General features: G+C 61.1%; 21 protein-coding genes. 19 read left to right on the forward strand and 2 right to left on the reverse strand.

Annotated elements, in window-relative coordinates; all coding sequences use genetic code 11:
- Nucleotides 1-26: 26 nt before the first annotated feature.
- From H1204_RS07460 to ccmI, 18 genes are all read left to right on the forward strand, one after another.
- Entirely contained in the window at nt 27-977 is a 951-nt protein-coding gene (locus tag H1204_RS07460) for a VOC family protein (RefSeq protein ID WP_180730594.1), read from the forward strand.
- An 89-nt stretch (nt 978-1066) separates the two neighbouring features.
- A complete protein-coding gene (locus H1204_RS07465; RefSeq protein WP_180730595.1) occupies nt 1067-2683 on the forward strand; it encodes a bifunctional 3-(3-hydroxy-phenyl)propionate/3-hydroxycinnamic acid hydroxylase in 1617 nt (538 codons plus the stop codon).
- Between the two features lie 29 nt (nt 2684-2712).
- Nucleotides 2713-3813, forward strand: coding sequence for a porin (locus H1204_RS07470; RefSeq protein ID WP_180730596.1), 1101 nt, complete (start codon nt 2713-2715; stop codon nt 3811-3813).
- Nucleotides 3814-3905: 92 nt separating this feature from the next.
- Nucleotides 3906-5159: an MFS transporter gene (locus H1204_RS07475; protein ID WP_180730597.1), complete on the forward strand. Its 1254-nt coding sequence runs from the start codon at nt 3906-3908 to the stop codon at nt 5157-5159.
- 932 nt (nt 5160-6091) lie between these two features.
- On the forward strand, nt 6092-6250 hold the full coding sequence (gene napE / locus H1204_RS07480; RefSeq protein ID WP_180730598.1) for a periplasmic nitrate reductase, NapE protein: 159 nt from the start codon (nt 6092-6094) through the stop codon (nt 6248-6250).
- A gap of 41 nt (nt 6251-6291) precedes the next feature.
- On the forward strand, nt 6292-6618 hold the full coding sequence (locus H1204_RS07485) for a chaperone NapD (protein WP_180730599.1): 327 nt from the start codon (nt 6292-6294) through the stop codon (nt 6616-6618).
- The gene (napA, locus tag H1204_RS07490) at nt 6599-9082 is read left to right on the forward strand and encodes a periplasmic nitrate reductase subunit alpha (RefSeq protein WP_180730600.1); all 2484 of its coding nucleotides are present in this window, start codon (nt 6599-6601) and stop codon (nt 9080-9082) included. The genes H1204_RS07485 and napA overlap by 20 nt, the downstream gene beginning before the upstream one ends.
- A 10-nt stretch (nt 9083-9092) precedes the next feature.
- The gene (locus H1204_RS07495) at nt 9093-9569 is read left to right on the forward strand and encodes a nitrate reductase cytochrome c-type subunit (protein WP_180730601.1); all 477 of its coding nucleotides are present in this window, start codon (nt 9093-9095) and stop codon (nt 9567-9569) included.
- 9 nt (nt 9570-9578) lie between these two features.
- Nucleotides 9579-10196 carry a NapC/NirT family cytochrome c gene (locus H1204_RS07500; RefSeq protein ID WP_180730602.1) on the forward strand — a complete coding sequence of 206 codons (618 nt, stop codon included), beginning with the start codon at nt 9579-9581 and terminating at the stop codon, nt 10194-10196.
- Nucleotides 10197-10254: 58 nt separating this feature from the next.
- Nucleotides 10255-11028, forward strand: a complete 774-nt coding sequence (gene ccmA / locus H1204_RS07505) for a cytochrome c biogenesis heme-transporting ATPase CcmA (protein WP_243468568.1) — start codon at nt 10255-10257, stop codon at nt 11026-11028.
- The gene (ccmB, locus tag H1204_RS07510; protein WP_243468569.1) at nt 10961-11566 is read left to right on the forward strand and encodes a heme exporter protein CcmB; all 606 of its coding nucleotides are present in this window, start codon (nt 10961-10963) and stop codon (nt 11564-11566) included. Before ccmA ends, ccmB begins: the two co-directional genes overlap by 68 nt.
- Nucleotides 11567-11571: 5 nt before the next feature.
- Nucleotides 11572-12315 carry a heme ABC transporter permease CcmC gene (gene ccmC, locus H1204_RS07515; protein WP_180730604.1) on the forward strand — a complete coding sequence of 248 codons (744 nt, stop codon included), beginning with the start codon at nt 11572-11574 and terminating at the stop codon, nt 12313-12315.
- Nucleotides 12312-12461, forward strand: a complete 150-nt coding sequence (locus H1204_RS07520; protein WP_180730605.1) for a hypothetical protein — start codon at nt 12312-12314, stop codon at nt 12459-12461. Before ccmC ends, H1204_RS07520 begins: the two co-directional genes overlap by 4 nt.
- Entirely contained in the window at nt 12462-12938 is a 477-nt protein-coding gene (gene ccmE / locus H1204_RS07525) for a cytochrome c maturation protein CcmE (protein WP_180730606.1), read from the forward strand. It abuts the gene before it with no gap.
- Nucleotides 12935-14986, forward strand: a complete 2052-nt coding sequence (locus H1204_RS07530; RefSeq protein ID WP_180730607.1) for a heme lyase CcmF/NrfE family subunit — start codon at nt 12935-12937, stop codon at nt 14984-14986. Before ccmE ends, H1204_RS07530 begins: the two co-directional genes overlap by 4 nt.
- Complete coding sequence (locus tag H1204_RS07535) at nt 14983-15522, forward strand: DsbE family thiol:disulfide interchange protein (RefSeq protein ID WP_180730608.1); 540 nt, start codon at nt 14983-14985, stop codon at nt 15520-15522. The genes H1204_RS07530 and H1204_RS07535 overlap by 4 nt, the downstream gene beginning before the upstream one ends.
- On the forward strand, nt 15515-16009 hold the full coding sequence (locus H1204_RS07540) for a cytochrome c-type biogenesis protein (protein WP_180730609.1): 495 nt from the start codon (nt 15515-15517) through the stop codon (nt 16007-16009). The genes H1204_RS07535 and H1204_RS07540 overlap by 8 nt, the downstream gene beginning before the upstream one ends.
- Nucleotides 16006-17277 carry a c-type cytochrome biogenesis protein CcmI gene (gene ccmI / locus H1204_RS07545; protein ID WP_180730610.1) on the forward strand — a complete coding sequence of 424 codons (1272 nt, stop codon included), beginning with the start codon at nt 16006-16008 and terminating at the stop codon, nt 17275-17277. The genes H1204_RS07540 and ccmI overlap by 4 nt, the downstream gene beginning before the upstream one ends.
- A 293-nt stretch (nt 17278-17570) precedes the next feature.
- Here ccmI and H1204_RS07550 read toward each other — a convergent pair whose 3' ends face one another.
- Both H1204_RS07550 and H1204_RS07555 read right to left on the reverse strand, forming a co-directional pair.
- Nucleotides 17571-17879 (reverse strand): DUF4148 domain-containing protein, encoded by a 309-nt coding sequence (locus H1204_RS07550; RefSeq protein ID WP_180730611.1) that lies wholly within the window; start codon nt 17877-17879, stop codon nt 17571-17573.
- A gap of 246 nt (nt 17880-18125) precedes the next feature.
- On the reverse strand, nt 18126-18419 hold the full coding sequence (locus H1204_RS07555; RefSeq protein ID WP_346015736.1) for a hypothetical protein: 294 nt from the start codon (nt 18417-18419) through the stop codon (nt 18126-18128).
- Nucleotides 18420-19340: 921 nt separating this feature from the next.
- On the opposite strand from H1204_RS07555, the gene H1204_RS07560 reads away from it, so the two are divergent.
- Nucleotides 19341-20144, forward strand: a complete 804-nt coding sequence (locus H1204_RS07560) for a DUF3047 domain-containing protein (protein ID WP_243468570.1) — start codon at nt 19341-19343, stop codon at nt 20142-20144.
- The last annotated feature ends 1283 nt before the right edge of the window (nt 20145-21427 follow it).

Genomic DNA, 21427 nt, shown 5'->3' on the forward strand with positions numbered 1-21427 from the left:
GCTTATCGAAATGGAGACACATGGTCATGACCGATCCGGCAGCAGCATCTGCGCGTGCGAGTGTTCATTCGATCGATCACTTTGCACTCAACGTATCCTCGCTAGTCGAGGCCAAGCGCTTCTTCAGCGCGTTTGGCCTCGACGTGGCAGCAACAGTCGCAGAACTTCAGTTGCGCGCGGCGGATGGTCATCGCTGGGCGCGCATTTTTCCCGCTTCGAGAAAGTCGCTGGCGTATCTGAGTTTCAACTGCTTCGAACAGGACTTCGCGGCGATCCGCGATCAGGTCAAGGCGGCGGGCGCGGACCTCGTCGCGCCTCACGATCGAGGCGAAGCGTCTGGGTTCTGGTTTCGGGATCCGGACGGCAACCTGATTCAGGTAAAGACCGGTCCGAAGACGACGCCAGTCAGTAAGGCACCATGCATCGTCGCGTCGAGTCACGCGGACGAGCGCGGCACACACACGCGCTCAGCAGCGAAGACGGTTCGTCCACGACGTCTCTCTCATGTGCTGCTGTTCTCGCCCGACGTCCTTCGTGCGCTGGATTTCTATGGCAAGGCGCTCGGTCTGCGTTTGTCGGACAAGTCGCTCGACATCATTGCATTCACGCATGCACCGCACGGCAGCGATCATCATCTGGTTGCGTTCGCCAGGAGCAGCGCGCGTGGCTGGCACCACGCAGCCTGGGACGTCGATAACGTGAACCTCGTTGGTCAAGGTGCATCGCAGATGGCCGCGGCAGGTTTCACAAAGGGCTGGGGTACCGGCAGGCACGTACTGGGCTCGAACTACTTCCACTACGTCCAGGATCCGTGGGGCTCGTTCTGCGAGTACTCCGCCGACATTGATTTCGTGTCTGCGGGCCAGACGTGGCCCGCTGGCGAATTCGCTCCCGAAGACTCGCTCTATCTGTGGGGCCCGCCCGTCCCCGACGACTTCATCCACAACACCGAAGCCGGCGTCGTTCTCGAAGACTGATCGCTTCAAACCCCTTTGATTGATTCCATGGCTGCCGGCTCATCCGGCGCCAGGGCACAACTCGCTCTTTTCTAAGCAGGTGAACTGAAATGACAGATCAAAACATCCTCGACGTCGCAATTGTCGGTTACGGACCGGTCGGACAATCTCTCTCGATCCTTCTTGGAGAACGTGGTTATAACGTTGCGGTATTCGACCGCTGGCCATCGCTGTATCCGCTTCCGCGTGCCGTATTTCACGACCACGAGATCCGTCGCGTGTTTCATGCGATGGACATTGGCGAGGACGTCGAGCGCATCTCGCAGCCGTCCGCCAAATATCAGTGGTTCAACGCGGACTGGAAGACGCTTGTCGAGATCGACTGGTCGGCGGAATCAATCAGCGACGGTCCGGTGGGCTACCTCTTCAATCAGCCGTCGCTTGAAGCACTGCTCGACAAGAAGGCTAAATCGCTGCCGAATGTGTCTGTGCAACAGGGCTGGGAGGCGACCCAATTGCAGCAGTTGCCCGACTGCTGCGAATTGACGCTGCGTCGCGGCGCAATGAACGGCGCAAACTGGGATCCGACCGGCGAAACTCAGACCGTACGCGCACGCTACGTCGTTGGCGCGGATGGCGCGAACAGCTTCGTGCGCAAGTCGCAGAACATCGAGTTCGACGATCTCGGCTTTCAGGAAGACTGGCTCGTCATCGATCTGAAGCCGAACGATGGTGTGACGCTCGACGTGCCCGATATCGGTCAATGGTGCAATCCGGCGCGGCCGACGACGATGGTGCCGGGCGGCCCCGGCTATCGTCGCTGGGAATTCATGCGCCTGCCGCACGAAACGATCGAGGATCTGCAGAAACCCGAGAAGGTGTGGGAACTGCTGTCGCCCTGGGTCACACCGCAAAACGCGACGCTCGTGCGCTATGCCGTCTACAAGTTCCGCTCGCTGATCGCGAGGAATTGGCATACCGGCCACGTGGTACTCGCGGGAGACGCCGCCCATCAAATGCCGCCGTTCATGGGCCAGGGCATGTGCTCCGGCATCCGCGATGCCTGGAACCTCGCCTGGCGTTTCGATCTGATCCTCAAGGGAATTTCATCGGACCGTGTGCTCGAAGGGTACACGCCGGAGCGTCGTCCGCAGGTGCGCGCGGTGATCGATGCCTCTATCGCGATGGGGCAGGTCGTTTGCATCTCCGACAAGGACGAGGCCGCTGGCCGCGACGAAGCGTATCTCTCGGGTCAGGTGCCGCCACTTCCGCCATTCCCAGGTTTAACCGATGGCCTGATCTGCAAGGACCCTGAGTTCGCGTGCGAGAGCGTGGCCGGACTGCTGAGCGTACATGGCCAGGTGAACAACCTTGGCGAAGCATCGCGCTACGACGACGCCGTGCCCAACGGCTTTCACGTCATCGCGCTCGATGCGCACCCGAACCCATATCTCGACGCGAAAGGCAAGGCGGCGCTTGCTGCCATCGGTGGGCGTTCGATCGGCATCACGACCGACTCGGATAAAGCCGTCAAGGATCGGGTGCTGTACGACGTCAGCGGCAAGTACAAGCAGTTCTTCGATGAGCACGGCGTTAAAGCCATCGTCGTGCGGCCCGACTACTACGTCTTCGGCGGAGTGAAGACGCTTGAACAACTGCCGACGTTGTTGAGCGATCTCGTGTCGCGGCTGTCGATCGACGAACACGCGGAAGCGGCCGTTTCCTGACTTCAACAGGAATGTCACTGGAGGGGAACATGAGGAAGACACTATGCGCGCTGGTCGCATCATGCGCATTCACCTCGCACGCTCAAGCGCAAGGCAGCGTGACGCTGTTCGGTATTCTCGACGTCGGCGTGAGCTATGTGAGCAACGAAAACGGACACCACAACTTCAAAGCTGACGACTCGATCTGGACGCCCAGCATCTGGGGCATCCGTGGCGTCGAAGATCTGGGCGGAGGCTACAAGACCCTGTTCGAGCTTGCGTCGCAGTTCTCAGTGAACAGCGGCGCAGGAATCCCGGGGCCCAATGCCGATTTCAACCGACAGGCTGTCGTCGGTCTGTCAAAAGACGATGTTGGACGCATTACGTTCGGTCAGCAATACAACCTGATGGCGGATTTCCTCTTCTTTCCGCCTGCGAGACTGGATGGAGCCTTCACTTATGGCGGCCTTTACAACATGCGCCAGGGACCGTTCGCCGCGCTCGGCATCCCGCAGAATCCGACCGGCTCGTTCGACTTCGATCAGACTGGCGGGACTTCGCGCGTGTCGAACTCGGTCAAGGTCGAATCCGCCACCTTCGCAGGTTTGAGACTCGGCGCACTGTACGGCTTCGGCAATACGCCCGGCTCATTTTCCGCGAACAACACGATCGGGTTCGGCGTGAACTATGCGATCGGCGGCTTCGGCATTGCGGCCGCGTACAACGAAACCCGCTACCCGGCGCTAAACGACGGTCACGACGGAATCCGCAATTTCGGCGGCGGGCTCGGTCAGACCATCGGCGACGTGTATCTCAACGCGCTCTACACCAACACGCGCAATACGCTGACGGGCGGCGTCGTGCAGGCGGTTCAGGTCGGCGGGCTGTACACGTTCATGCCGGACATCCGCTTCGGCGCGAACTATCAGTACATGAAGGGCAACGCGCAGCTCAGCCACAACAGGGCGCAGCAAATCACGAGCGCCGCTCAGTATCTCCTGTCCAAGCGCACGACGTTGTACGCCGAAGCCGTCTACCAATGGACCGGCGGCGACGTAGAAGGCGGGCACAACGCCTGGATCAACGGCGCGGGCCAGTCGAGCACCACGCATCAGGTCATCGGTCGGCTCGGGCTGCAGACCGCTTTCTAACGCGTTTCCCTTTCTCAATGCGTGCGCGAATCCGTCGTGCACGCCGGACGGTCGCATCTGACGACGTCGTTATTTAATTGGAGATCGCAAACATGGAATACAGCACCGGTTCCAGGTGGGATACCGCCTATGAGTGGAAGGCCGTGGTCCTGCTGTCACTGGGCTTCGGACTGGTCGGCATCGATCGGTTCATGATCATGCCGCTCTTTCCCATCATGATGAAGGATCTGCATCTGGACTATCAGGACCTTGGCCACATCACCGGTGCTCTGGCCGTCGCGTGGGGTGTCTCGGCGATGTTCATGGGAAACCTGTCCGACCGCATCGGCCACCGCAAGGTGATCATACCCGCGATCATCGTATTTTCGCTGTTAGCGGGCTTGAGCGGCCTTGCGACGGGCGTCGGCTCGCTGGTCCTGATTCGCGCGGCGATGGGCTTTGCCGAGGGCGCGTATACGCCTGCGAGCATTATCGCGACCCTTGATGCATCAAAGCCAACGCGTCACGGTCGGAACATCGGCATGCAGCAGATGGCGCTGCCACTGTTCGGCCTGGGTATCGCGCCGATCCTCGTGACGCAACTGCTCAAGGTATTACCGTGGCACTGGATCTTCGCGGTGGTGTCGATTCCGGGTTTGCTGGTTGCTTTCCTGATGGTGAAGGTGCTGCGCAATACTCAACCAGCGGCGGCTGCATTGCACACGGCGACGGACGACACCGCCCTCCACAAGTGGACCGGTATCTTTCGCTACCGCAACATATCATTGAACATCGTCGGCATGCTGTGCTGGCTGACGTGCCTCGTCGTACTGAGCGCGCTTTTTCCCAGCTACCTGATCGACTACCTGCACTTGAGCATGCAGCAGATGGGTTACGTGCTTTCGGCGATTGGCTTCGGCGGCACGCTTGGCACGCTCGTGATGCCGGCGCTTTCCGATCGACTGGGAAGAAAGCCGGTCATGATCTGTTCGGTGGTCGGCGCGGCCGTCTTCCTGTTCCTTCTGATGCGGACCGGTGCGAACCCGACATTGCTGTTCACGTACCTCACGCTCACGCTTCTTTTTGTCTTCAGCATGATCACACTGACAGTGGGACCGTTGAGCGCGGAATCGGTACCGGCGAAACTGATGTCAACGGCTTCAGGTCTGGTGGTCGGCATTGGAGAAGTCTTCGGTGGTGGACTCGCACCGGCGATTGCGGGTTACATTGCCAAGCATTTCGGGATCCAGTACATCATGCATCTTGGGCTGGCTGCGCTCGCCATCGGATTTGTCGTGACGCTCAGTCTGAAGGAAACGGCACCCGCCCGGGCGCGCTTGCAGGCGCCTGCCGTCGCCTTGGACTGATGGTGCGGCGCGTTGAGTCTTGACAGCGGTCGCCAGCGTGACGCTGATCGCGCTCAATCCGCTCGGGGCTCCGAGCAGCGGGCTGCCCCGCGGATCGATGCGCTTCGAGCGGAACAGGTGGCGGCTAGACTCCGCACCGCGGCCATTCAGCGTGCAGAGGTGGGCGTCGCTTAATGACCGGTAGTACTCGTTGACATCAGAAGCCAGTGAGCAGCCATTGAGGATCTCAACGACCGCTCTGCAGAGCGGTCTCGAACTGGTGCAATCGGCCAGTTGCGGCCATTTAAACGCGCTGTTTGACTGACCGCTTTCGCGCGATGACCTGCCCGACGAGGAAGAGAGGACCGGCCGCATATTGATTCTGTGCATGTACAACTCAGCGTGCTGTGGCCAGGCCATGCAGGATCGCTGGGTATCGAAGCTCGGCAGGATGTGTGCGCGCGTTCAGCGTGGGCAGCGCACGAGGCAGCCGCCTGAATCTGTCCGCGGTCGAGGCGCTCACGCAGGCGCATGGTGAGCACGTATCGCAGCAAGTAGCGGGACCGAGTTTGCGGACGACGAACTGCCATGCACAGTCACTACCGTCTGCGATAGTGGCACCGCCGGGACGTATCCGTTCTGACCGGGCGGTCCGTCAAGGTTCACGGGGACTATGCACCCCGACTGTTGCACCGGGGCGCACCACGCAAAAGCGGGCGTCGCGACCTTCTTTTCTTTCGTGCAGCATGTCGGTTGGGGAGCAGCGGCGAGCGCCAGCCGGTTCTGACGCGGCGCACCAAAAAAGGGGAACGTGTTCGTCAAAGCGACAATTTTTGGTCCAGCCTCAAAATTGCGCGGAATATTTTCCTTGACGATCTCGGATCCATATCCCAAAAATACACTGTCAGTGCTTGATTTACCGGGCAAGGCGTCCGCGCCTCAAGGAGCTCCGGATGAATGAGAGCAAGGAATTGCGCAAGTCAGAAGAGCTGCGAAGCTTCCTCTTTCTGACTGTCGTCATGGTTCCCGTGTTGACGGTGATGCTCATTGCGGGTTATGGATTTGCAGTATGGTTTTACCAGCTGCTTATTGGTGGCCCGCCTCACCACTGATATGAAAGCACGCCGGTTCCCCACGATCCGGAGTCAGACTCATGACGATCGGTTGTCGCAACGAAGCTTGTGAAACCGACACGCCTGGCGAATTTCATATCGCCGGTGTGGTCGTCTACGCGCAGCCCGCACTGCGCGACAGCGTCGTGCAGAACATTGGCATGCTGCCGGGAGCGCAGGTGCACGCTGCCTCTCCTGATGCAAAACTGGTAGTCACACTCGAGGGGCCACGTTCGTCCAGCGTTGCCGAGCAACTGGACGCCATTCAGGCCTTGCCCGGCGTCTATGCCGCTGCCCTTATCTATCAGCATCACGAAGACATCGATTCGCTCAACGAGGAGATCGTCGATGAAGCTGACTCGCCGTGAGTTCATCAAGCAGACGGCGGTGGCTTCTGCCGCTGCCGCTGCCGGCATCACGTTGCCCGGTGCAGACCTTCTGGCGCAGGACGACAATCTGAAATGGTCGAAGGCACCGTGTCGTTTTTGTGGCACCGGCTGCGGCGTGCTCGTCGGCGTAAAAGACGACAGGGTCGTGGCAACGCTCGCCGACCCCCAGGCCGAGGTCAATCGTGGTTTGAACTGCGTCAAGGGCTACTTCCTGTCGAAGATCATGTACGGCGGGGACCGGCTGACCACGCCGTTGCTGCGCATGAAGAATGGCAAATACGACAAGGACGGCGAGTTCTCGCCCGTGTCGTGGGATCAGGCCTTCGACGTGATGGCCGACCAGTTCAAGCGCGTGCTGAAGGACAAAGGGCCGACGGCGATCGGCATGTTCGGCTCGGGCCAATGGACGGTGTGGGAAGGCTACGCCGGCGTCAAACTGATGAAGGCGGGTTTTCGCAGCAACAACATCGACCCCAATGCGCGTCACTGCATGGCGTCGGCCGTGACGGGGTTCATGCGTACGTTTGGCATGGACGAACCGATGGGCTGCTACGACGATATCGAACAGACCGATGCGTTCGTGCTGTGGGGTTCGAACATGGCGGAAATGCACCCGGTGCTCTGGACCCGCGTGACCTCGCGGCGGCTGAGCGCGCCGACAACCAAGGTCGTTGCGCTGTCGACTTTCGAGCACCGCTGTTTCGATCTCGCGGACGAAACGATCATTTTCACGCCGCAGAGCGATCTGGCCATTCTCAACTACATCGCGAACTACATTATCAAGAACAACAAGGTGAATCGCGATTTCGTCGACAAGCACACGGTCTTCAAAGAGGGCAATACCGACATCGGCTACGGCCTGCGCCCGGACAATCCGCTTCAGAAGGCCGCGAAGAACGCCGCCGATCCGAACGGCTCGAAACCCATGACGTTCGACGATTACGCGAAATTCGTCTCGAAGTACGACGCGGCGTATGTAACGAAGCTCTCGGGCGTGCCGAAGAACAAGCTCGACCAGCTCGCGCAGCTCTATGCCGACCCGAATGTGAAGGTGGTGTCGTTCTGGACGATGGGCTTTAACCAGCACACGCGCGGCACGTGGGCCAACAATCTCGTCTACAACCTGCACCTGCTGACGGGCAAGATATCGACACCCGGCAACAGCCCGTTCTCGCTGACTGGCCAGCCGTCGGCATGTGGCACGGCGCGCGAAGTCGGCACGTTCTCGCACCGGCTGCCAGCAGACATGGTGGTCACCAACCCGAAGCATCGCGAGGAAGCCGAGCACATCTGGAAGCTCCCGCCCGGGACGATTCCGGACAAGCCCGGCTACCACGCCGTGCTGCAAAACCGCATGCTGCGCGACGGCAAGCTGAATGCATACTGGGTGCAGGTCAACAACAACATGCAGGCGGCCGCGAACATGAATCAGGAAGGACTGCCCGGCTATCGCAATCCGGCCGCTTTCGTGGTCGTGTCGGATGTATATCCGACGGTGACGGCCGTCGCGGCCGATCTGATCCTGCCATCGGCGATGTGGGTCGAGAAGGAAGGCGCGTACGGAAATGCGGAGCGGCGCACGCAGTTCTGGCATCAACTGGTGAAGGCGCCGGGCGAGGCGCGCTCGGACTTGTGGCAACTGGTCGAGTTCTCGAAGCGGTTCAAGGTCGAAGAGGTGTGGCCCGCCGATCTGCTCGCGAAAATGCCGGAATACAAGGGCAAGACGCTGTACGACATCCTGTACCGGAACGGGCAGGTCGACAAGTTCCCTCTCTCGGAAGTCGATACCACATACCGCAACGACGAGGCGCATGCGTTCGGCTTCTATATCCAGAAGGGCCTCTTCGAGGAATACGCGAGCTTCGGCCGCGGACACGGTCATGATCTCGCGCCGTTCGACGCCTATCACAAGGCGCGCGGCCTGCGCTGGCCGGTTGTCGACGGCAAGGAGACGCGCTGGCGCTACAAGGAAGGCACCGACCCGTATGTGAAGGTGGGCACCGGCTGGCAGTTCTACGGCAATCCGGACGGCCGCGCGGTGATCTGGGGTTTGCCGTACGAGCCGCCCGCCGAGTCGCCGGACAAGGAGTATCCGTACTGGCTCGTGACGGGCCGGGTGCTCGAGCACTGGCATTCGGGCTCGATGACGAGGCGCGTCCCGGAGCTGTATCGCGCGTTTCCGAACGCGGTGTGCTTCATGCACCCGGACGATGCGAAGGCGATGGGTTTGCGGCGCGGGGTCGAGGTCAAGGTGATGTCGCGGCGCGGCTATATCCTGACGCGGGTTGAGACGCGCGGGCGGGACAAGCCGCCGCGCGGACTTGTGTTCGTGCCGTGGTTCGATTCCAGCCAGCTGATCAACAAGGTCACGCTGGACGCCACCGACCCGATCTCCCTGCAGACCGATTTCAAGAAGTGCGCGGTCAGGATCGTCAAGGTTTAGGGAGCCTGCCATGCGAACGTGGATAGCTCTGGTCATTGCTTCAGTCCTGGCGATTGTGGCAGTCGCGCAGCCGACTGTCCCGAAAGGACCGTTCTACGACACGTTGCGTGGTCCGACAGCGCTCGATGAAGAGCCGACACCGCCACTGATTGCGCCGACCGAAAACCAGGATGTGATTCGTGGGCGGGCGTACGCGCAGCAACCGCCGACCATCCCTCACAAGATCGACGGTTACCAGCTCGATCGGAACGCGAACCGGTGTCTTTCGTGCCATGCGAGCAGCCGCGCGGCGGAGAGCGGTGCCGTGCCCGTGGCGATCTCACACTATACGAACCGGGAGGGTGAGACGCTCGGACACCTCGCGCCACGCCGCTATTTCTGCACCCAGTGCCATGTTCCTCAGGCCGATGCGAAGCCGCTCGTGGCCAATACGTTCAGCGAAATCCAGGACGTCAGGCTGCCGTCTGCGGCGACGAAAAAAAAGTAGAGGCCTGACATGCGCGACCTGCTGCGACGCTACTGGACGACCATTACCCGGCCTAGTGCGTATTTCAGTCTGGGATTTCTGACTCTCGGCGGATTCATCGCGGGGGTGGTGTTCTGGGGCGCGTTCAACACCGCAATGGAATTGACGAATACTGAGGCGTTCTGCACTGGCTGTCATGAAATGCGTGACAATACCTATGCCGAGCTGAAAACCACGATTCACTACAGCAATCGCAGCGGCTTTCACGCCAAGTGTTCGGATTGTCATGTACCGCATGAGTGGACATACAAGATTGCGCGCAAAATGCAGGCGTCGAAAGAGGTCTGGGCGAAGGTCTTCGGAGACATCAATACCCGCGACAAATTCCAGGCGAAGCGGCTGGAACTGGCCGAACATGAATGGGCGCGCTTCAAGGCGAACAACTCGCTGGAATGCAGAAACTGCCACTCGTTCGAGTACATGGACTTCACGCGTCAGAGCCCGCGCGCGCAGGAGGCGCATCAGCGTTTTCTCGAGCCGGGTGCGAAGACCTGCATCGATTGCCACAAGGGGATTGCTCACCAGTTGCCGGACATGACCCAGGCAGAAGTGGACGCGCAAAAAAAGCAGCAGGCCAAGAAGCCGTGAGAGCAGCCCGTCCGAGGACGCGCCTTTGCCTAACTCCAGCGCCAGACAAGAGTCCGACATGTTTTCTGTTGAGCAGCTTGCCGTGGAACGCGGCGGCCGGATGATCGTTCGCGGCATTGACCTGCATCTCGCAGCCGGCTACGCACTGCAGATTCACGGTGCGAATGGCAGCGGCAAGTCGACGCTGCTGTGCGCGCTCGCCGGTCTGTTGCTGCCCGTGAAGGGCAAGGTGTGCTGGCATGGCGCCGACGTGCGCTCGCAACCGCAGCGGTTCCGGCGCGATCTGTCGTATATGGGGCATACGAACGGCGTCAGCGACGATCTCACCGTGCTTGAAAACATCCGCTTCGCGCGGTTGCTTGGCGCAGGCCGCTCGACGGACAACAGCACTTACCGATCACATCTGAATGAAGGCGAGGTCCTCAAGGGCGCGGGCTTGCTAGAGTTGCTGCATACGCGGCTCAACCGCCTTTCGCAAGGACAACGTCGCCGTGTTGCGCTCGCACGCGTGATGCTGAGCGCCAAACCGTTATGGCTGCTCGACGAGCCGGCCGAAGCACTCGACGCTGCGGCGCAAGGCTGGCTGGGCGTGTGCATCGACGCTCACATGCGTGCAGGCGGCATTGTCGTGTCGACGACACACCGGCCATTGGCAACAGCCAGTGCGCATACGCGCCATCTGCGTCTGGAAGGGGAGGCCGATGACTGGCGTGACGCTGGGTGTCATACGCCGCGAACTCATTCTGACCTGGCGCAGACGGACGATGACGCTCGGCACGCTGGCGTTCTTCATTCTCGCATCGAGCCTGTTCCCACTGGCGATTGGTCCTGACTCGAAGCTCCTGCAGGCGATTGCGCCGGGCGTGATGTGGGTGACGGCCCTGTTCGCTGCATTGCTGTCGGCCGGTCAGCTGTTCGGACACGATTTCGCGTGCGGCGCACTCGAACAGATGCTGCTGTCGCCACAGCCGCTGACCGTCATCGTGTTGGGCAAGATCGTCGCGCATTGGCTGACCAACGGTCTTGCACTTGCTCTACTCGCGCCGCTGGTCGCGCTTCAGTACGACCTTCGCTTCTCCGACATGCTGCCGCTGATGGGCTCGCTGCTGCTCGGTACGCCGCTCCTGAGCCTGATCGGCTCGATGGGCGCGGCACTCACACTGGGCGTGCGCGGGGGCAGTGTCGTCCTCGCGCTTCTCATTCTGCCGCTCTATGTTCCCGTACTGATCTTCGGCGTTGGCGCGGCCGATCCCGCGGTCACGACCGAATGGTCCAGGGCGAACTTTTCACTGCTCGGTGCGACCTTGTGCGTCGCCGTGTGGCTGTGTCCGTGGGCGAGCGCCGCTGCACTGCGCATTGCAATGGAGTGACACACATGGCACGTCTGAACTGGTTTCGATATGCGTCGCCGCGGACCTTCGACCGGTTAGCCGCGCGTCTTGCGCCATGCTTCGGCGTGGTCACCGTCGTGCTCATGCTGGGGGGGCTCGCCATCGGACTCGTCATCGCACCAACCGATGCGCTGCAAGGCGACGTGTACCGGATCATGTTCGTGCATGTGCCTGCCGCATGGATGTCGATGTTCATCTATCTGGTGATGGCCGCCTACTGCGCGCTCGATCTTATGCTGAATGCCCGTTTGTCGTCGATGATGGCGCAGGCGCTCGCGCCGACGGGCGCGCTGTTCACGTTCATCGCACTCGTGTCGGGCGCGCTGTGGGGCAAGCCGACGTGGGGCGCGTGGTGGGTCTGGGATGCGCGGTTGACGTCGGAACTGATCCTGCTCTTCCTCTATATCGGCTTTCTGTCGCTGCACGCGGCCATTGATGGCGTGCGCCGCGCCGACCGCGCGTGTGCCGTGCTCGCACTAATCGGCGTGGTCAACATTCCCGTCATCTATTTCTCGGTGCAATGGTGGTACACGTTGCATCAGGGGCCGTCGCTGAGCTTTGGAAGCGGCGTATCGATGACAGCCTCGATGGTGTGGGGCATCGTCGTGATGTCGCTTGGGTTCTGGGCCTACACGATTGCAGTCTCGCTCACGCGCGTACGCGTGATCATGCGTTCGCGGCAACAGACGGCCGCGTGGGAGAGTCATATCGGGGAGCGTCCGGCATGAACACCATCGAACATGTCGTGTCGATGCTGACCCATACTCCGCTGCTCGCGACGGCGCTGCTGGTGATGTTCGCGCTGCTGGGACTCGAAACGTTCATGGTGCGAAGCGGTCGTCGTGCTGCGCCCGACAATGAAGGGGACGAGTAGATGAAAGTCCGTCATCGACGCCTCGTGCTGATCGCGGGCGGACTCGGCAGCGCCGGCCTCGCGTGCGCGCTCGTGCTGAATGCGTTTCGGGCGAACGTGATGTTCTACGTCAGCCCGAAGCAGATCGTCGCGCATGAGATACCGGTTGCGCACCGGTTCAGGCTCGGCGGTCTAGTCGAACGCAACTCGCTTCGACGCGACGCAGACGGTTTGACCGTCCATTTTGTCGTGACGGATACGGCGGCGGAAATTCCGGTGATCTATCGCGGCGCGCTGCCCGACCTGTTTCGCGAGGGAAGTGGCGTGGTCGCGCAGGGTGTGCTCGGCGACGACGGCCAGTTTCATGCAGACGAAGTGCTTGCGAAACACGACGAGAAATACACGCCGCCCGCCGTCAGCGATGCACTGCGCCACGCACAGGGGGCATCTACCGTCAGGGTCGCGACGGGCGCGGCCGATCGAGGAGCACAGCGGTGATCGCCGAACTGGGTCATCTTGCGCTGATCCTTGCGCTGCTGCTCGCGCTGACGACAGGCATCGTGCCGATACTCGGCGCGCAGTTCGCCATCGATGGATGGATGCGCGTCGCGAAGCCTGCGGCGCGCGCGCAGTTTGCGTTCGTGGCGATGGCGTTCGCGAGCCTCGCATGGTCGTTTCTGAACAGTGATTTCACGCTGGTCTATGTGGCGGAAAATTCGCACTCAGCTCTGCCCGCGATCTACCGCTTCACGGCCGTCTGGGGCGGCCATGAAGGATCGCTCCTGCTCTGGGTTCTGCTGCTGACGCTGTGGATGGTCGCCGTGACGTGCTACAGCCGGCAATTGCCCGTCGCGCTTGTCGCGCGCGTGCTCGGTGTGATGAGCCTGATCGACGTGGGCTTTCTGTCGTTCCTGCTGTTCACGTCGAACCCCTTCACCCGCCTCCTGCCTCCTGCGATGGAAGGCCGGGACCTGAATCCGCTGCTGCAGGACCCCGGCATGGTCATGCATCCGCCGATCCTGTACATGGGGTACGTCGGCTTCTCGGTCGCCTTCGCGTTTGCGATCTCGGCGCTGCTCTCGGGCCGGCTCGACACGACGTGGGCCCGCTGGTCGCGTCCGTGGACGATCGCCGCGTGGATGTTCCTGACGCTCGGCATCATGCTTGGCAGCGGCTGGTCCTACTATGTGCTCGGCTGGGGCGGATGGTGGTTCTGGGACCCGGTCGAGAACGCGTCGTTCATGCCATGGCTCGCAGGCACCGCGCTGATCCATTCGCTGATTGTGACCGAGAAGCGCGGAAGCTTTCGCAGCTGGACGGCACTGCTCGCGATCTGCGCCTTCTCGCTGAGCCTGCTGGGTACCTTCCTCGTGCGCTCGGGCGTGGTGACGTCCGTGCATGCGTTCGCGTCCGATCCGGCGCGGGGCATATTCATCCTCGCATTCCTGGCTCTGGTCGCGGGTGGTGCACTGATGCTGTTCGCGTGGCGCGCGCCGCAGATCGGCAAGGGTGCCGGGTTCGAACTGGTTTCCCGAGAGGCCTTGCTGCTGTCGAACAACCTGCTGTTCATGGTGGCGGCTGCGTCCGTGCTGTTGGGCACGCTCTATCCGATGGTGCTCGATGCAATGGGCCTCGATAAGGTTTCAGTTGGACCACCGTATTTCGACAGCGTGTTCGTGCCGCTGATGACGCCGGTCGTCTTCCTGATGGGCGTTGGACCCATGGCGCGCTGGAAAGCGGCGCGCGTGCCCGAACTGGCTGTGCGCCTGCGATGGGCGGCGCTCGTCAGTGTAGTCACGGCGCTTGTGCTGCCAATGCTGCTAGGAAGCTGGCGGCCGCTCGTGAGCCTCGGACTACTGCTCGCCACGTGGAGTTTCACGACGGTTGTGGCAAGTATGCGCGAGCGGCTTCGCGCCGGGCAACGTTCCGTGCCCGGCCGCCTGCGGCATGTCCCTCGCGCGACATATGGGATGTGGTGCGCTCATGCCGGAATTGGCGTGTTCATTGTCGGCGTAACGCTGGTCAAGGGCTACCAGACCGAGCAGGACGTGCTGATGCGCTACGGTGAAAGCGTCGGTATTGGTGGCTATAGTTTCCGGCTCGACGGCGTGCGCGATATCGCTGGCCCGAACTATCAGGCCAAGCGCGCCACGATCAGCGTCGACCGCGATGGCCGGCCGGTGGCGACGCTGTACCCGGAGAAACGCCTCTTCCTCGCGCAGAACATGCCGATGACGGAAGCGGCCATCGATCACGGCGTGCTGCGCGATCTTTACGTCGCCATCGATCAACCGGTCGGCGGCAACGCGTGGACGATGCGTATCCAGATCAAGCCCTTTGTCCGCTGGATCTGGGCCGGCTGCCTGCTGATGGCGTTCGGTGGCCTGCTAGCGGGCACGGACCGTCGTTACCGACTGGTAACTGGCGGGCGCACCCGTGAAGGCGATCAAGGAGCGGGCAATGCACAACCCGCGCCTCTGTCCGCCGCCGTCGCGGTGGACACCGCCCGTAGTGCGAATGGTCCCGTCAGCGAGACCGAGCGATGAAGCGCTTTCTCGTTCCGCTGGCGGTTCTAGCAGGCCTGCTGGCCGTCCTGGCTGCCGGCCTGCGGCACGACCCGCGCACGCTGCCTTCGGCATTGGTCGGCAAACCCGCCCCGGATTTCACGCTTCCGCGCCTTGATACCTCGGGCGAGACCATATCCTCGCGCGCGATGCGCGGCCAGGTCTGGATTCTGAATGTATGGGCGTCATGGTGCGAACCGTGCCGTGACGAACAGCCGGTGCTGGCCGATTTTGCGTCCCGTCGCATTGCGCCCGTTCTAGGGTTGAATTACAAGGATGACCGGCAGAACGCCATCCGGTGGCTCCAGTTAGCAGGCAATCCCTATACAGCGTCGATTGTGGACCGCACGGGAGACACAGCTATCGACTACGGCGTCTATGGCGTGCCGGAAACATTTGTGATCGACCGGGCGGGCATCGTGCGATATCGGCTTGCAGGTCCACTCACGCACGCATCGCTCGATAGTGTGATCGTGCCGCTCGTCGGGAAGCTGCAACGCGAGGCGGCCCATGACTAGTCGCGCACATCGTTTGGTGAATCGCTTTGTGGCCGCGTTGCTGCTGGCTTTGTCGATGGCACTGGCCGCGTCGAGCGCAGCCGGACAGGCCGCATACCAACCGCGGGCTGAAGCGCGCGTACGGCATCTGGCCGAAATGTTCAGGTGTCTCGTCTGCCAGAACCAGAGCCTCGCGGATTCGAATGCCGAACTGGCCGCGGATCTGCGCAACCAGATTCGTGAGCAGATCCGCATAGGAGCCAGTGACGAACAGATTCAGGCCTACATGGTGCGCCGTTATGGCGACTTCGTGCTCTACCGGCCGCCCATCAAACCTGTCACGTGGGCACTCTGGTTCGGACCGTTCATAACGCTTGCGGCAGGCGCCGTCGTGCTGGTTCTCAGCATCCGACACGCACGAAACGTACGTCCCAGGATGCTCAGTCAGGATGAACGTCGGCATGCAGATGCGCTGCTTGACGGTCACAATGAGGGCGCACGGCGATGATGAGCTTCTGGATTATCGCTGGGGCGATGATCGCCATTTCCGTGGCATCGGTGATCGTGCCACTGCTGTGCCGCGCGGCGCCATTGCGCGAAGATCACGGATTGGCGGTTGCTCTCTATCGGTCGAGTATCGCCGATCTCGATCGTGAGGTTGCCGCCGAGCACCTGTCCGATGTTTATCGCGACGACGCTCGCGTCGAACTTGAGCGCCGCCTCGTGGATGAAACGTGTGGCAGTGTCACTACCGCGCCAGTGAGTCGACCAGGAGGTGTTCTGAGGCAATCTGGAATGGCTGCGCTGATGCTGGCGCTGCTGCCATCGGCTGCCGCGGTGCTTTACATGCGTCTCGGCGATCCGGCCGCAGTGGCAGTGGAACGTGGTGGCGAAGGAGAGTGGGGTGTTCACGTCGCGACGCCGGGCTCGCTGGAGGTTGCCGTCAGCAGGCTGGCGGCGCATCTGCGTCAACAACCTGACGATGTCCCAGGATGGGCAATGCTCGCGCGCTCCTATGTTGTTCTAGACCGTACTGATGATGCCGTAATTGCATATCGCCGTGCTTTGGCCTTGAAATCTGGTGACGCTGATCTGCTTGCCGACTACGCCGATGCGTTGGCGACGGCCCGAGGCGGTGATCTGAATGGCGAAGCATTGCAGAGCATTGACGCGGCGCTCGCGGCGGATCCCGTTCATCCGAAAGCGCTGGCACTGGGCGCGTCTGCTGCGCACGACAGACAAGACTACGCGCTGGCGATCCAGTATTGGGAGCGGCTGGAAGGGGTCGCGGACCCGGGCTCAGAGATGGCCAATCAGGCACAGAAAAATATAGACGCCGAGAGAACGGCGGCGATTCACACGAGTGTCTTGCCAATCGGCGATTCACCGAAGGACGTGCAGGAACATCGGACGTTTCGTTCCTTCGAGTCGGCGACTGTACTCGAAGTACATGTACGGCTGAGTCCGGCGCTTGCGGCGCGCACGCACCCGCATGATCAGGTGTATGTCTATGCCCTCGCCGATGACGGCTCGCGCATGCCTTTGGCCGTGCAGCGCGTAGAAGTCGAACAATTGCCGTCGACGTTGCACCTGGATGATTCGATGGCGATGACGTCCAGCAGGCGACTGTCCGACTTCGAGCGGGTAATCGTTGAGGCCCATGTGTCGGGGGTGGGCAATGCACAACTCACTCGGGGCGATCTCATCGGGAAAAGCGGACCGGTAGAAAGGGGGCGCAAAGTCGTCGACATCACGATAGGCAATGTTGTCAGATGATGAACGCCCCAAAGGGCGCCGAGATCACGACTACTCATGTCCGCCTGTACCGGGGGGCCGCAAGGGACGTAACTGCATGACCCACCGCGTGCGCCAGGAGTGGGTGATCCTCAAAGGTAAATGACCGCGGTGGGGCGCTGTACGGTCGTTTGCCAGGAAGACTTCTGAGTCCGTTCAGCGTCGGGTTGTGCCCTTCGCAACCGTGGGGCGCTCTCGGGAGATCAGCGCTGCGCTCCAATGCGACTCTCGGTTGCTGCGCGCAGAGGAGGGCCAAAGTGGCTTCGGGCTTCTCATCAGGGATGCGACTGCTTGCACTCCGTTTCGAACCAATGGTCGACCAGGCGCTGCGCCGCGTGTAGGTTCGCTGGGTAGTGTGGGTCGTCGTGCCACGGTGACGGGTTGTAGCCCGCTTTCCTCAGGGCCGAAAGCTCGCTTTGGTGTTGCGACTTCGTCCGAGGAGCGTTGCTTCTAATCGCGGCCAGGTCACGGCACTCCGTTGGGCTCAGATGTGGCCCGCTTTGTGGCACGCCGGCGACGGCATTTCCTGTCAGCAGGAGCGCCCACGCCGCAAGCGTCGAGCAGTTTCTCTGGAGGTTTCCCATAGCGCATCTCCAAACGTCTGGTCGGCGCAACGCAAGCGATGCGATGCCGCCAAGAAAATCGCCAACCAACATGTCATCGAGGGCAGGCGGGAGCGGCAGCAAGCGTAGACTCCGCGGCGTTGCACGTGAGCAGCGTCTTGACGAGTTCCTTCCACGCTGCCGAGATGACCGCGCGGCGAGCCTTGCCAAACGGGTCGTGCGCTGGCGTTTCCCGCAGACGGACACCTCTCGATCGGCGCGCACGGCTCAATGCGAACGGCCGTGACCGCCACCTGCTGCCCAGAAGTGGCCGCCACCACCCCAGCTATGAGTGCCGCCCCAGCCGCCACCGCTCCAGCCATGAGTTCCGCCCCAGGCGCCGCCGCCATTCGAGCCGGCGTGTGTGGTACCCCACGAGCCGTGACCGCCGCCCCAGTTGCCATGACCACTCCAATTGCCATAGTGGCCCCAGTGGCCGTAGTAGCCGTAGTGGCCGAAATGGTCGGGGTGGCCATGGACGTGGCCGCAACAGCCGCTGAAGAAGACGAAGCTGAACGACACCGACGGCCACCAGAAACCCGGCCAACCGTAAGCGTAGTACGGGTACGGATAGTAATACGGGTAGGGATAGGCGATCGGGTAGTACGCAGGCGCCTTGGTCGGGCACGGACGGTCTTTTCAGACTGTCCTGAGGAATAAGTCGTCGGCGCGCCTCGTTTATCACTACCGTCGATGCCTGCATTCGCGAAGAACCGCGTGACGCGTCCGCCATCCAGGCGGAAGTTCGGCATCTTCGGTAATAGCGTGATTAATGCCTCACTGGACATCTCTGCGCGGGACTTCTTGCGAGCTTCCCTGGGAGGAGTGATCATGAAGCGGCTTCGGATAGTTGTTGCGTGTCTCGTTTGCCTCGGAATTGCCGCGGCTTCAGGGCCTGCGGTTGCGGGTGGTGATATGAATCAAGGCGGCAACGGCGCGTCTGGCAGTTCAACCAATTCCTCTGGCGCCGGTTACTGAACGCCGCACGCCAGGGTTTACCGAGCGCGCGGGATGGTGCCGCCCGTTAGCGGCGTTCCTTTCGCTCCACCGACCCGAAAGCGCCGGCCAGCACGAGCGGCACGAAGCCATGCCGTAAAAGCTTATGATCCGCCAAAGAACACGAGCCACAATCCGCCGTTCAAATGCGTCGTCGGTTGGACGTTCACGAGTCGGCTTTCCCCGCGTTTCCGGTCATCCGATTCTCAAAGGCGGACGCTCCTTCATCGGCCCTATGTGAAGCTTCCCGTAAGGCCGATGAAGCCCCTCTCGTCCACCAACCGGACACGATCACTGGCAATCTGCATCGTCTCGAGTTGCGCGATTTGTCGTGTTTAGGCAGGGTCGGGTCTTGTGCTTCAGATTCGCGGTCCAGCTTTCAAATCAACAGAGCCTAACCACGGTCGTAACGGTCCCTCTGAAATACCGTCAGTTAAGGCGACTACAATGGACGCTAGCCAAAAGACGAATGTGACAGCCATGCATCTTCTCTCGATTCGTCGGGCACGAAAGCGAACAACCCGGCCAGTCTGGATCACCGCGTGCGTCACGCTCCTTCTGTTGCCGCCAGTCCTCTTTGCCCAGGACGAAAAGCCGGGCATTGCCTTTTCCACGATCAAGCCCGGCGCACCGATGCCCGCGGGCTGGAAGAACCTGCCGGTCGCGCACGGCAAACCCATGACGCAATACACGCTTGTTTACGACGGCCACACCACCGTCCTGCAGGCGGACGCGAACCGCTCTGCTTCTGCGCTGATGCACGAGGGTAATATCGACCTCGGCCGCACACCCGTCGTGGCATGGCGCTGGAAAGCAGAAAGACCGATCGAGGGCGCCGACAACCGCGTCGGATCTAAGGAAGACGCGCCAGCGCGACTGGTGTTCCTATTTGACGGCGACAAAAGCAAACTATCGTTTTTCGACCGAGCCAAGATGGACGTGGCAAAGCGCTTGGGTGGCGAGGAGTTGCCCTATGCCACGCTGATGTATATCTGGTCGACCACGGCCGCGCCAGGCACTGTCATTGCCAACCCTCACACGGACCGCGTACAGATGATCGTGGTCTCCGGTCTGTCCGGCGATGCGGGTCAGTGGCAAAGCCTGCGCCGCAATATCGTGCAAGACTACGAACGGGTCTTTCACGAACCACCAGGACGAATCACCGGCTACGGGCTGCTGACCGATACCGACAATACTGGTACGACAACACGCGCGTGGTACGGAGACCTCGAGTTCCTGCCCGGGCCTTGATAACGCAAAGCCGCTGTAGCCGTCTCACAGATGCCAATACCTGAGTGTCAGCAATGGCCGAGGTCTTGCCCTTGAGCTACCGACCGTAGGGACCGCTGCGCTCCGATACCTGCCATTGAACGAGATCGATAGCGACGGTCGGGATTGGGTCGACTACTGTCCTCTGGACGCGCGCAAAGCTGCCGTTCGACCTGATCGTGTGCTCGACGTCAGCAACTAATCATAGCCGCCGTTGGCCGATGGTCGCGCCAACGGCGGCTATGGCCGACAAGCGGCAGCCAACCCTGGATGAGCGAATGGCCGTTGGACTTTGGAAGCGGTCGTAGTTTTCGCGGCGAGCCGAACGCAGGCATTGGGGTCGTCGAGAGTCAGAGAGAGGAAGGCTGGCCAACATCGGTGCAGTAAAGATGAGCTATGGGATCCGCACGGTCGCACGCTCACAGGTGACGGCAGGCGGGCGCGGCGGCCGAGTGGCGTCGGTGATGTGTGTAAGCTTGCTACGGGAACGCGCCGGACCAAAAAGGAAACACTCAGGCAGGCGCGGGGCGAGGGCGTTTTTTTCAGTACACCTCCGGTGACGGTATACCTGACGGTATCCGGTCTGCCACCATCAATAAAATCCTTTAGATTCAATGACATTTAAAGATAAAAGATAATAGAGTGGGAGTAATTATTTAAATAATAGCCTTTGAAATCAAAGGCATACGTTTCGTATCGAATTATTTGCGCAAGCTTTAAATTGGCGGGAGCAGGGTGCTAACCCATTGAAAAATATGGGGATTTTTATCATGTTAACAATACTCCTGCTGTTGCAATGGCTCCGATTTGACGGTATTTCTGACGGTATATGCGGGCAGCCTCTGCAGAGGCCTGCTCGATACCGTCAGAGGCCTTGACGGTATACGTGACGGTATCTGGAACTGGGTGACAGGGCATGATTGCTGTGACGCCGTTGTGTCAGTCGCTCGATTTCACGGGTGTTTCGGCTCTCTATCACGCGCGCGATTGTCGTCGTATCAGAAATTAGGACAACATATTTTATTAAGGGTTGACTCGCTCCCCGATCTTCGCAACCCGGACTCCATGTCAGATCGAGCCTATGTCGATAGACATCGGGAAGAGAGCGGCCACGAGGCGTTATTTGCGCATACCATCGGTTTGACGTTCAGACGTCGGGTCAGCGTCTGCAAACGGTCACTGGACTGCAAAAGACGAACGTTACTTGATCGGCCAAACCCGCCTATAAGGCACGAGCATCGGCCAACGGCTGCTGTGGTCGGCAT

Origin of the sequence: Paraburkholderia sp. PGU19 (genome assembly GCF_013426915.1) — a bacterium.
Classification (GTDB): domain Bacteria; phylum Pseudomonadota; class Gammaproteobacteria; order Burkholderiales; family Burkholderiaceae; genus Paraburkholderia.

Coding starts and splice junctions, on each gene's coding strand:
- H1204_RS07475 (WP_180730597.1), top strand. CDS start 3,906: ATGGAATACAGCACCGGTTCCAGGTGGGATACCGCCTATGAGTGGAAG.
- napE (WP_180730598.1), top strand. CDS start 6,092: ATGAATGAGAGCAAGGAATTGCGCAAGTCAGAAGAGCTGCGAAGCTTC.
- ccmI (WP_180730610.1), top strand. CDS start 16,006: ATGATGAGCTTCTGGATTATCGCTGGGGCGATGATCGCCATTTCCGTG.
- H1204_RS07495 (WP_180730601.1), top strand. CDS start 9,093: ATGCGAACGTGGATAGCTCTGGTCATTGCTTCAGTCCTGGCGATTGTG.
- ccmE (WP_180730606.1), top strand. CDS start 12,462: ATGAAAGTCCGTCATCGACGCCTCGTGCTGATCGCGGGCGGACTCGGC.
- H1204_RS07520 (WP_180730605.1), top strand. CDS start 12,312: ATGAACACCATCGAACATGTCGTGTCGATGCTGACCCATACTCCGCTG.
- ccmC (WP_180730604.1), top strand. CDS start 11,572: ATGGCACGTCTGAACTGGTTTCGATATGCGTCGCCGCGGACCTTCGAC.
- H1204_RS07560 (WP_243468570.1), top strand. CDS start 19,341: ATGGACGCTAGCCAAAAGACGAATGTGACAGCCATGCATCTTCTCTCG.
- H1204_RS07465 (WP_180730595.1), top strand. CDS start 1,067: ATGACAGATCAAAACATCCTCGACGTCGCAATTGTCGGTTACGGACCG.
- H1204_RS07500 (WP_180730602.1), top strand. CDS start 9,579: ATGCGCGACCTGCTGCGACGCTACTGGACGACCATTACCCGGCCTAGT.
- ccmA (WP_243468568.1), top strand. CDS start 10,255: ATGTTTTCTGTTGAGCAGCTTGCCGTGGAACGCGGCGGCCGGATGATC.
- H1204_RS07460 (WP_180730594.1), top strand. CDS start 27: ATGACCGATCCGGCAGCAGCATCTGCGCGTGCGAGTGTTCATTCGATC.
- H1204_RS07550 (WP_180730611.1), bottom strand. CDS start 17,879: ATGGGAAACCTCCAGAGAAACTGCTCGACGCTTGCGGCGTGGGCGCTC.
- H1204_RS07485 (WP_180730599.1), top strand. CDS start 6,292: ATGACGATCGGTTGTCGCAACGAAGCTTGTGAAACCGACACGCCTGGC.
- napA (WP_180730600.1), top strand. CDS start 6,599: ATGAAGCTGACTCGCCGTGAGTTCATCAAGCAGACGGCGGTGGCTTCT.
- H1204_RS07470 (WP_180730596.1), top strand. CDS start 2,713: ATGAGGAAGACACTATGCGCGCTGGTCGCATCATGCGCATTCACCTCG.
- ccmB (WP_243468569.1), top strand. CDS start 10,961: ATGACGCTCGGCACGCTGGCGTTCTTCATTCTCGCATCGAGCCTGTTC.
- H1204_RS07535 (WP_180730608.1), top strand. CDS start 14,983: ATGAAGCGCTTTCTCGTTCCGCTGGCGGTTCTAGCAGGCCTGCTGGCC.
- H1204_RS07540 (WP_180730609.1), top strand. CDS start 15,515: ATGACTAGTCGCGCACATCGTTTGGTGAATCGCTTTGTGGCCGCGTTG.